The following is a 10,464-nucleotide window of genomic DNA, read 5'->3' as shown; positions in this document are numbered from 1 at the left end:
TCGTCATACTGATAACCTGTTCTGGATCAATAGATGGGCAGTCGGATGGGCGGATCAGTTAACTGAATCGATCCATTGCACACTATCGGCGGTGAGCGTAAAGGGAGTAGGTGTGCAGATCGCCAGACTTAAATTTTCAATCTGACAATGGCTGACCGACAGCGAGGATTGATAGGTGCTGTCTACGCTGACGATTTGCCAGGCGCTGCCGCCGCGCTGTTTAACGATGGCTTCTTTGCGAGTCCAGATGCGCCAGAATACTTCCAGTTGTTGGTCTGGATGTGCGGCATCCATTTCAGCGTGTTCCCCGAGACTGAATACCGCGTTTGCCAGCCAGCGCCAGTTTGCGCGTGGGCGAATCACTTCGATATCGCAGCCGACTTCCCCTTCATCACTCAACAGCAGGGCGATATCGTCACCGCTATGGCTTAAGTTGAACCAGAGTGGGGTGTCCGGCGTGAATGCAGGTTTGCCTTGTTCACCGTAGATAATGTCCGGCAGTGGCGAAAGTGCGCGAGAAAGTAACGCGCGTCCCGCCAGCCAGCGTTCGCGTCGTGGACCTTGCGGTACTTGCTCACGTAAAGCTGGTGACAGTGGAGCTGCGCTTAGGGTCGAAACTTTCCCCAGAACTATCCGATACATATCAGGGCCAACGTTTAATGGAAAATGAAAGTGCGTATCGTAACACTTGTCGCCTCATCCCGGTAACCGACTTTTCGGTCTGCCTGGCCCCAGTAAAATCGCCAGTTTGCTGCCGCCTTTCGTGGTTTCCATCCAGATTTTACAGACGCTGGTTAATGGCACCGAGAGCAGCATTCCGACCGGACCGAGCAGCCATCCCCAAATCAACAATGAAAGAAATACCACCAGAGTGGACATCCCCAGCCGATGGCCCATCATCCGTGGTTCTAAAATATTGCCGATAACCATATGGACAACTAAAAATAGCGCACCGACCAGAATGCATTCATAAACGCCATTAAACAGCAGTACCTGAATCATTGGCGGTACGGCGGAGAGTACCGCGCCGATATTGGGAACATAGTTGAGTAAAAATGCCAGCACCGCCCACATCAACGCGAACTGTACGCCCATCAGCGCCAGCCCCAGCCAGACGATCACGCCTGTCCATAAACTGAGTAGCGTCTTTAAAGCCAGATAATGCGAAACGCCTTTTAATGCGCGATGCAGTCCAGCGATGTGGATCTGCGGATTATTCAACGCAAAGCGCATTTTGTAAGGAACGTGGCGTACTTCAAACAGCATAAATACTACGGTCATCACCAGCAGGAGCACACTCGCCATGGCGCCAGAAAGCCCGGTCATTAATGCCGTGGTGAACGTTACCAGCTTTTCTGAGTCCATTCGCTGAAGCAGCTTTTCCGGTGACATATGTAGGTTAAGGAAAGGCAATATCTCCTGTAATTTAAAGAGTTTACGTGTCAGCTCCTGATTAAATTTCGGCAGCATAGAGATAAATTCGTTAAACGATGCCGCCAGCACGCCAACCAGCGCGGTGAGTGCGATTAGCATCACCACTACCACGATGGTAATGGCGATGGGGCGTCGGACTCCTCGACGAATAAACCAGTTGACCAGAGGGTTGAGAATGATGGCGAAAAAGAGCGCCAGTAACAATTGCACAATGATATCTGCCGCAGCGTGAATACCCGCGAGGATCACCACCAGAGAGGCCAGTTTCAGCAGAATATGCATACCCGTTTTATCGGGTTGAGGAGTATCCATCGGGGCTTCCTTGTGGCTTTTGCTATTAAGTGTAGCGGGAGTCACGCCAGCGATATTCTGATTCTTACTGCTGATTTTCACGCTAACCCGTGGTAAAAATGAAACACTGTTGCAAAAATGTGGTGATCCTCATGCCTGAACCCGTTGCCGAACCTGCGCTAAACGGATTGCGCCTTAACCTACGCATTGTCTCCATCGTCATGTTTAACTTCGCCAGCTATCTGACTATCGGGTTGCCGCTCGCCGTATTGCCGGGCTATGTCCATGATGTGATGGGCTTTAGCGCTTTCTGGGCGGGGCTGGTTATCAGTCTGCAATATTTCGCTACCTTACTGAGCCGTCCTCATGCCGGGCGTTATGCCGATTTGCTGGGGCCAAAAAAGATTGTTGTCTTTGGCTTGTGCGGCTGTTTTTTAAGTGGCCTGGGATATCTTCTGGCTGGGTTAACCGCCAGTCTACCGATTATCAGTCTGTTACTCCTTTGTCTGGGTCGCGTGATTCTGGGGATTGGTCAAAGTTTTGCCGGAACGGGATCAACGCTGTGGGGCGTTGGCGTGGTTGGTTCGTTGCATATCGGGCGGGTGATTTCGTGGAACGGTATTGTCACTTATGGGGCGATGGCGATGGGCGCACCGTTGGGCGTGCTGTTTTATCACTGGGGCGGTTTGCAGGCGCTGGCGTTAATCATTATGGGCGTGGCGCTGGTTGCCATTCTGTTGGCGATCCCGCGTCCAACGGTAAAAGCCAGCAAAGGCAAACCACTGCCGTTTCGTGCAGTGCTTGGGCGCGTCTGGTTATACGGCATGGCGCTGGCACTGGCTTCCGCCGGGTTTGGCGTCATCGCCACCTTTATCACGCTGTTTTATGACGCGAAAGGTTGGGACGGTGCGGCCTTCGCGCTGACGCTGTTTAGCTGTGCGTTTGTCGGTACGCGGCTGTTATTCCCTAACGGTATTAATCGCATCGGCGGCTTAAACGTGGCGATGCTCTGCTTTAGCGTTGAGATTATCGGCCTGCTGCTGGTCGGTGTGGCGACCTTGCCGTGGATGGCGAAAATCGGTGTCTTACTGGCGGGGGCGGGTTTTTCGCTGGTATTCCCGGCATTGGGCGTAGTGGCGGTAAAAGCCGTTCCGCAACAGAATCAGGGGGCGGCGCTGGCAACCTATACCGTGTTTATGGATTTATCGTTGGGCGTCACTGGGCCGTTGGCTGGGCTGGTGATGAGTTGGGCAGGCGTGTCGGTGATTTATCTGTCGGCGGCGGGGCTGGTGGCAATCGCGCTATTGCTGGCGTGGCGATTAAAAAAACGGCCTCCGGTGGAAGTTCCTGAGGCCGTCTCATCATCCTAAAAATTACTGAATAACCAGCGTATTAATGATGTTTTCTGCGGTAGTCTGCGCTTTTTGCTGATTGTCAGCAGGCAGCGTGATTTGCATGGTCAGCAGTTGATTGCCCACGTTACCCAGAATGACGGAAGAGTACGCCGTCTGGCCTTTCGCAGAGATAATGCTGTCTAATTGCTGCATTTTATGACCTTTCAGCTCAATGGCTTTGTTGGTCACTACTTGCAGTTGTGGATCGCGGCTACGTTGCTGGTCTTCCAGACGTTTCGCCAGCACCGCCAGATCTTCTTTCGGATCATCGCCCATAATGACAATCACTGCTTTCTGCCCAGTGGCGTCTGACCAGACGTGCATGTTATTGGCCTGCGTTCCCAGCTTACCGCTCTGGTCGGTCATATCCGCTGGCAGCGAGAAACTCAACTTGCCATCAAGCAGGTTGACGGGATTCCCGACAGCGTTACTTTCCGCGACAGTACCCTCCGCAGTAGCGTTAGTGTCTTTATCATCACAGGCCGCAAGCCCCATAACCAGCAGGCCAATTCCGACATATTTAACCAGATTGCGCATTGACTTCTTCCTTATCGATAAACGGCCATAACGGCTCATTCATCCATCTTATCACAACTCTGATAACGAACCTTTAACTCGCCTGCAAAGCGTTGATTTCGGATTTATCTGCCAGTCTTTTCAATAGCATATTGAGTAATACGCCATACATTGGCAGGAAGAAAACAATGCTGATTAACACTTTGAAACAGTAATCGACCAGCGCGATTTCCATCCAGTGTTCAGCCATAAAGGCATCCGGGCTGCGCCAGAACGCAATGAAGAAGAAGGCCAGCGTGTCGCTGACGTTACCAAACAGTGTGGAAGCCGTCGGCGCCAGCCACCAGTGGCGACTCTGGCGCAGGCGGTTAAAGACGTGCACGTCGAGGATCTGTCCCAGCGCGTAGGCCATGAAGCTGGCGGTAGCGATACGGGCAACAAACAGGTTGAAGTGGGCGAGCGCGCCGAATCCCTGCCATGAACCCATATAAAACAGCGATGAGATAACGTAGGAGATCAGCAGTGCGGGGATCATTACCGCAAAGATGATGCGACGAGCCAGCGGTGCGCCAAAAATACGCACGGTCAGGTCGGTAGCAAGAAAAATAAACGGAAAGCTAAATGCGCCCCAGGTAGTGTGAAAACCAAAAATGGAGACGGGAAGCTGAACCAGATAGTTACTGGAGGTAATCACCAGCAGGTGAAATAACGATAACCAGAACAACGCCTTATAGCGCTGAGTTTGTGAGAAAGCGTTCATATTGTACCTTTTTGATTAACCATTGGGGTGAGGGAACCCAATACGTACGACACGTCTATTATCTTAATAGAATAACGTGCTTACCCTTTTTCGAGCCGCCGCATGATACTGCTTTACGTTGACAATGCAATGGTTAATTTTCACGCAATCGTTAACCTGGTTTGCTTACAGACTCACAGGGCGTAAACTAGCGCCGTTTTTTTATATGATGAGAAGAAAATGACCGATCTCTTTTCCAGTCCCGACCATACTCTTGATGCGCTTGGCCTGCGTTGCCCGGAACCGGTGATGATGGTGCGCAAAACCGTGCGCAATATGCAGCCTGGCGAAACATTGCTGATTATTGCTGACGATCCGGCGACGACCCGCGATATTCCTGGGTTTTGTACCTTTATGGAACACGAACTGGTTGCTAAAGAGACGGACGGACTGCCTTATCGTTATTTGATTCGCAAATCGGGTTAAGGTGGATCACCGCAAGTTCCTCTTCTCAGGGGGCGAGGGGGACCGATCGCGCTCAATATTGCGGCTTGCAATCGGTTTGTAGGACGGATAAGGCGTTCACGCCGCATCCGGCGATACGGTGCGCAATGCCTGATGCGACGCTGCCGCGTCTTATCAGGCCTACGAGTTCGATGCTCTGTGTAGGACGGATAAGGCGTTTACGCCGCATCCGGCAAATAAGTGTAATGGAATACAGAAATGGATTATTTAATTCCAGTTTGTCTGGCATTGCTGGGATTAATCGCGATGTTCACCCCCAATTGGCTGCTCCCTGTTTTTATCGTCGTGGCGGGATGGTTGGGGTTACTTGCCTGGGGGGAACCCTGGCTAATGATTTTTTTACCTTTACTTAACGGCGTCGGGTTGGCTTATGCACTATGGTTGATGTTCAAAAGACCATTATTAGCATCCCGCCTGGTTGCTGCATTCAGTGTTATCTCTGTCATTCTGATGTTAGCGCTATATTATGCTTTCCTTACCATGCCGCCTTTCCCGGCCCAGCACTAAGCCTGGTATACGGAAATGATTCCAGAAGTGCCGCCGAGGGAATCCCGGCGGCAAAAGGCTTAACTTTCCCAGGTAATATCCAGTAATTCACCATGCTCGTCGAAGTTAAATACTAATAACTCATCCGAGACATCCTCTGGTACTCCATAATCCAGCGTCATTTTTAACGTACCGGGGGCAGGGGCTGCTATCCACATATGGACGCCACGTAAAGTAAGTTGGTTAGCACAAGCCTCGTGTGTAGGTGGGGTTATATTAAGCGATTGCAGTGTTTCAGTATCGAGTTCATCTAAATGAAATTCAATAAACTCATCAACAAACACATTTGTTCCTTTCTTTTGGGTAAGTACATTGCGGATAACTTCAGTACATGCAGGGAGACTATCCAGCAGGGCAATAACTTTATCGACCGGGGTATTTGGTAGAACATCGCCAAAAATATTTAGCCAGACAGTGCGTTTCTCATTGTTAAGCGCAACGGTTACGTATTCCGCGAATCCTTCTGACTCATCAACATCGAGCCTTCCACAGTACTTTGAATGTAACGTAATCATCATCCATTGATTCCATTTATATGTTATTTAGTGAGATCCCGCGAAGTCCGTATTCGATAACTTCGCAGGACTCACCGTATATCATGGTCAGGATGGCAGCAATCCGAAAAGATTAGCTCTTTTTACGCAACAATCTTAACGCATTCGCCGTTACCAGCACTGTCGCCCCCGTGTCTGCCAGCACTGCCAGCCACAGGCCGGTCATCCCTAAAAGCGTCGTGACGAGGAAAATGCCTTTCAACCCCAGCGCAATGGTGATGTTCTGGCGGATGTTGGCGTGAGTGGCACGCGCCAGTTCAATCATTTGCACCAGGCCGCGCAGGTGGTTATGCGTCAATGCCGCGTCAGCAGTTTCCAGCGCCACGTCTGTACCACTACCCATTGCAATCCCAATGGCAGCGGCTTTCATGGCTGGTGCGTCGTTAATGCCGTCACCCACCATCGCCAACGGTGCGCGCTGATTCGACGCCGTTACCGCTTTGACTTTATCTTCCGGCAATAATCCGGCTTTAAATTCCAGTCCCAGTTCCCCGGCAATCGCTGCCGCTGCGCGTGGATTATCGCCAGTGAGGATTACTCCTTTGACGCCCAGCGCATTCAGTTCACTGATGGCCGTCGCGGCATCGGCACGCAGGGTATCCTGCAAGGCAATCACGCCGAGTACCTGAGAATTGCGTACGACCAGCACCACCGTTTGCCCGGCGCTTTCCAGTTCGTTAATCAATGCGGCGAATGCGTCGGCAGGATGTTTCCCGGCAGCGCAAATCAGTACGCGCTCGCCGTTGACTTGCGCTTCAATTCCAGACCCAACCAGCGCCCGTTGTGATTCGGCGGCGGGAATGGTTAACCCGGCAACCTGCGCCTCGCGCACGATGGCTTGCGCCAGAGGATGCGTTGCGCCTTGCTCTACGGCCGCAGCCAGCGCCAGCAGTTCAGATTCGCTAACGCCCGTTGCCGGATGAATCGCGGTTACGCGCGGTTTCCCGACCGTCAGCGTCCCGGTTTTATCAAATGCGACCTGAGTGACACGACCTAACTGCTCCAGCGCCGCACCACCTTTAATCAACGCGCCACGACGCGCCGCAGCCGCCAGCCCGGAGGTAATCGCTGCTGGCGTGGAGATAACCAGCGCGCATGGGCAGCCAATCAGCAGTAACGTCAGCCCTTTATAAATCCACTCCTGCCAGCTTGCGGCAAACAGCAGCGGCGGCACCAGTGTTACCAGCAAGGCGATCGCCATAATCGCTGGCGTGTAAATGCGGCTGAAACGGTCGATAAAACGTTCAATAGGTGCGCGGCGTTCTTCGGCTTCTTCAATCAGTTTCAGAATGCGGTCAATGGCGCTGGCGCCTGGTTCTGACAGCACTTCCAGGGTAACCAGACGGTCCACGCTGGTGGCGCCCGCAGGAACCTTATCGCCAGTTGCACGCTCCACCGGAATGGACTCGCCGGTCAGGGCGCTTTCATCAAAACTGGCAAATGGCGAGAGTAGTTTACCGTCGGCAGGCAAACGCCCGCCCGCCGCAACTTCGATAACATCGCCTGGGCGCAGGCTGTTAATCGCGACTTCTTCGCGCTCACCGTTACGCAGGCGTGTGGCGGTTTCCGGTTTCAGCGCCATTAACGCGCTGACGCCCTGACGTGCTCGGTTGGCGGCCCAACCTTCCAGTCGTTCGCCAATCAAAAACAGCAATAACACCATCGCGGCTTCCGCCGTTGCTCCAATAAACAGCGCGCCGATAGCGGCTACGCTCATCAATGTTTCGATGGCAAAGTAGCTGCCGGATTTAATTAACCGCAGTGCCTGGCGAGCAATCGGATACAAACCAACCAGTGTGGTGGCGATAAATGCCAGTTGTCCGAACGGATGGTTAAATTGCTCCAGCCCCCAACTAAGCACCATCATCACAATAAGCGTAATCAGCGGCAGATTCTCTTTCAGGCGTGATGCTTGCGGTTCTTCGGCGGTCTGTTCATCGCGCAGGGAATAGCCCGCTTTTTGCACTGCAGATTCAACCTGGGCGCGAATGTCATTGTCGGCATCCACCACCAGTTTTTCGGTGGCGAACAACACCTGTACCTGGTTCACGCCAGAAAGCTGGCGCACGGCATTTTCTACTTTGCGCGCACAGGCGGCACAGTCCATACCGCTGACTTTCCAGCTATAGCGGGTGCCGGAGATGTTTTCAGCGAGCGTTGGCGTGCTGGAACATGCGCCGTCGCAGCAACATTCATTGGCGTTCTGTGCCGTGGTTAGCGGTTTGAACGTGGCAAATTGAGGGGCTTTTTTGCCGTGATGGTCGGGAGTCGACATGGCATCCTCCGGTTAAGTATTTTCTCATTAACCGAAGAATACACTCTGGAGCCGACTCCAGAGTCAAGTTTTATCAGAGATACAGTGAGCGGACGATGAGGAAATGACCAGCAAAGTAGCACGCTGCGGTAATCGCATTATCCGCACGGAAGCGGCGGCGATAATGGCTACCCAGCCAGACAACGTTACTGATAAACAGTAGCGCCGTACCCATGAAGGCAGAGAGTGCCGGAGCGGTCGGGCGGAAGAACCATAGCTCGCCTGCCAGCCACACCATCACCAGCGTCATGCCGACAAAAGTACAGATAGGCCAACGGAACTCTTCCAGACGCGTCCAGATAATCGCCAGCAACAGCGCTCCCAGTATTAGCAGCACCAACGGTAGCGGCCAGAAAAAAGAGAATGTCATCTGGCTGGCGAAATAGATGGTGTACAGCAGGTGGGAGAGGAAAAACGCGCCGATGGCGTACATCAGGCGCTGGCGTGGTAACAGGGTTAAGGCATCGCCCAACAATGACGCGCACAGCCCCGCCAGCACCAGATAGCCGATAGCGTCAAACATTGGCGCTTGCCAGGCCAGCAACAACAGGAGAAGAAGAGTTAATGGCTTAAATACCCAGCGTTGCCAGGCCGGCCCACGATACGATGCATCCACAGATAGCCATGCGGAAAGACAGACAGCGATAAACGACCAAAGCATCTTAGTTCCTTGAATTCGTTATTTTTTCGTAAGCGGAATGCTTACGGTCTTGCTTCCAGTTTAGTGGCGAGGGTGGACGGATGACAACACCATAACTGGCAGGGTATGCTTATTTCCTCATTTTCCGATGAGGGATAACGATGAGTAAATCACCTCTTTTCTTTATTGTTATCATTGGCTTAATTATTGTCGCTGCATCGTTTCGCTTTATGCAGCAGCGACGGGAAAAAGCTGATAATGATATGGCTCCGCTCCAGCAAAAGCTGGTGGTGGTGAGCAACAAGCGGGAAAAACCGATTAACGATCGCCGTTCGCGTCAGCAGGAGGTCACTCCGGCTGGAACCAGCATGCGCTATGAGGCAAGTTTCAAACCGCAAAGCGGCGGACTGGAGCAGACCTTCCGCCTTGATGCTCAGCAGTACCACGCCCTGACGGTGGGGGAGAAAGGTACGCTGAGCTATAAAGGAACGCGCTTTGTCAGCTTTGTTGGTGAGCAATAACGCTATTTTTTAACTTTAAATTTCTTCTGCCAGATCAACAGTTCAAACACGCCGAAAAGGAAAATACGCACCTTTTCGGCGGTCGTCATCTGCGGGCCATCTTTCGGTAAGGTCGATTGCAACAACGCCAGTTGCATACCATGCATCAGCACGGTAAAAATCAGCGCCACATTAACGAAAATATTCAGCGGGCGTGGGAAGGGCTGAAAAATATTAAGGATTAAAAATCCCCATACGCAGAGCATTAACAAGCGTCCAATATTAATCAGCATCACTTTCTCCTTGTGTTTCACGTTGATACAGGCGATAAGCAACCTGACCCGCCACTTTTTCGCGATATAACGACCAGTTTGCCGGAACGGTGGGCAGACCGTTTTCGACTTCGCTTTCGACATAAATCCAGGCTTCGTCAGCCAGCCAGCCGTTATCTTCCAGTAAATTAATCGTCTCTTCTAACAAGCCACGACGGAATGGCGGATCGACAAATACGATATTATGCGGCGTACCTTTTTGCGCCAGGAATGACATCGCATTACTGTTCACCACGCGTGCATTGCCTGCTTTCAGCGTCGCCAGATTTTTGATTAACTGCTGAGAAACTGTGCGCTCCATCTCAATCAGCGTAGCCCCCGCAGCGTAGCGCGACAAGGCTTCCAGCCCCAGTGCGCCGCTGCCGGCGAAACAATCCAGACATTGCGCATCAACAATGACTGGCGCCAGCCAGTTAAACAGCGTTTCACGTACGCGATCGGTGGTGGGGCGCAGACCAGGGCTATTCGGAACCGGGAGTTTACGGCCTCGCCACTGACCGCCAATAATGCGGATTTGGCCGCTGCCGGAATGATTCGGTTTTTTCATGACAATTTGCTCAATCCGCCTGTTAACACATACTTGCAGGCGGTGATGTGAATTAAGTTAAGTGATAGACTATTTCATCATTTTTATAGCTGCTATGTACATAGCGTCGTTAACGCTGTGCCATGAAGCAAC

General features: G+C 52.2%; 13 protein-coding genes. 4 read left to right on the top strand and 9 right to left on the bottom strand.

Features of this window, described 5'->3' with window-relative positions:
• Positions 1-54: 54 nt before the first annotated feature.
• Together acpT and PS053_RS12815 are read right to left on the bottom strand one after the other, a co-directional pair.
• The gene (acpT, locus tag PS053_RS12820; protein ID WP_256879199.1) at positions 55-642 is read right to left on the bottom strand and encodes a 4'-phosphopantetheinyl transferase AcpT; all 588 of its coding nucleotides are present in this window, start codon (positions 640-642) and stop codon (positions 55-57) included.
• Between the two features lie 54 nt (positions 643-696).
• Positions 697-1,746, bottom strand: a complete 1,050-nt coding sequence (locus PS053_RS12815; protein WP_002460257.1) for an AI-2E family transporter — start codon at positions 1,744-1,746, stop codon at positions 697-699.
• Between the two features lie 98 nt (positions 1,747-1,844).
• On the opposite strand from PS053_RS12815, the gene PS053_RS12810 reads away from it, so the two are divergent.
• Complete coding sequence (locus PS053_RS12810) at positions 1,845-3,095, top strand: MFS transporter (RefSeq protein WP_002460255.1); 1,251 nt, start codon at positions 1,845-1,847, stop codon at positions 3,093-3,095.
• A gap of 3 nt (positions 3,096-3,098) precedes the next feature.
• On the opposite strand, the gene dcrB is transcribed toward PS053_RS12810, so the two are convergent.
• Both dcrB and PS053_RS12800 read right to left on the bottom strand, forming a co-directional pair.
• Positions 3,099-3,656, bottom strand: coding sequence for a phage sensitivity protein DcrB (dcrB, locus tag PS053_RS12805; protein ID WP_001245288.1), 558 nt, complete (start codon positions 3,654-3,656; stop codon positions 3,099-3,101).
• 73 nt (positions 3,657-3,729) lie between these two features.
• Positions 3,730-4,395: a 7-cyano-7-deazaguanine/7-aminomethyl-7-deazaguanine transporter gene (locus PS053_RS12800; protein WP_000991080.1), complete on the bottom strand. Its 666-nt coding sequence runs from the start codon at positions 4,393-4,395 to the stop codon at positions 3,730-3,732.
• Between the two features lie 219 nt (positions 4,396-4,614).
• Between PS053_RS12800 and tusA the strand changes: the two genes are divergently transcribed.
• Complete coding sequence (gene tusA, locus PS053_RS12795) at positions 4,615-4,860, top strand: sulfurtransferase TusA (RefSeq protein ID WP_000130623.1); 246 nt, start codon at positions 4,615-4,617, stop codon at positions 4,858-4,860.
• A 237-nt stretch (positions 4,861-5,097) separates the two neighbouring features.
• A complete protein-coding gene (locus tag PS053_RS12790) occupies positions 5,098-5,406 on the top strand; it encodes a hypothetical protein (RefSeq protein ID WP_000385053.1) in 309 nt (102 codons plus the stop codon).
• Between the two features lie 59 nt (positions 5,407-5,465).
• Here the strand turns inward: PS053_RS12790 and PS053_RS12785 are convergent, their stop codons facing one another.
• The 3 genes from PS053_RS12785 to PS053_RS12775 all read right to left on the bottom strand — a co-directional run bounded on the left by PS053_RS12785 (position 5,466) and on the right by PS053_RS12775 (position 8,974).
• On the bottom strand, positions 5,466-5,963 hold the full coding sequence (locus PS053_RS12785; protein ID WP_000973633.1) for a DUF2004 domain-containing protein: 498 nt from the start codon (positions 5,961-5,963) through the stop codon (positions 5,466-5,468).
• A gap of 109 nt (positions 5,964-6,072) precedes the next feature.
• Positions 6,073-8,274, bottom strand: a complete 2,202-nt coding sequence (gene zntA / locus PS053_RS12780; protein ID WP_256879198.1) for a Zn(II)/Cd(II)/Pb(II) translocating P-type ATPase ZntA — start codon at positions 8,272-8,274, stop codon at positions 6,073-6,075.
• A 73-nt stretch (positions 8,275-8,347) separates the two neighbouring features.
• A complete protein-coding gene (locus PS053_RS12775) occupies positions 8,348-8,974 on the bottom strand; it encodes a lysoplasmalogenase (RefSeq protein ID WP_000964705.1) in 627 nt (208 codons plus the stop codon).
• Positions 8,975-9,114: 140 nt separating this feature from the next.
• Between PS053_RS12775 and PS053_RS12770 the strand changes: the two genes are divergently transcribed.
• The gene (locus PS053_RS12770) at positions 9,115-9,474 is read left to right on the top strand and encodes a DUF2500 domain-containing protein (RefSeq protein ID WP_256879197.1); all 360 of its coding nucleotides are present in this window, start codon (positions 9,115-9,117) and stop codon (positions 9,472-9,474) included.
• Between the two features lie 2 nt (positions 9,475-9,476).
• Here the strand turns inward: PS053_RS12770 and PS053_RS12765 are convergent, their stop codons facing one another.
• Positions 9,477-9,746, bottom strand: a complete 270-nt coding sequence (locus PS053_RS12765) for a DUF1145 family protein (RefSeq protein WP_001329804.1) — start codon at positions 9,744-9,746, stop codon at positions 9,477-9,479.
• Positions 9,736-10,332: a 16S rRNA (guanine(966)-N(2))-methyltransferase gene (rsmD, locus tag PS053_RS12760; RefSeq protein WP_059215211.1), complete on the bottom strand. Its 597-nt coding sequence runs from the start codon at positions 10,330-10,332 to the stop codon at positions 9,736-9,738. Before rsmD ends, PS053_RS12765 begins: the two co-directional genes overlap by 11 nt.
• Between the last annotated feature and the right edge of the window lie 132 nt (positions 10,333-10,464).

The organism is Escherichia albertii, from assembly GCF_028622335.1.
Lineage (GTDB): Bacteria > Pseudomonadota > Gammaproteobacteria > Enterobacterales > Enterobacteriaceae > Escherichia > Escherichia albertii.
The sequence above is the reverse complement of the archived record's forward strand: the minus strand, read 5'-3'. Positions and strand labels throughout refer to the sequence as shown.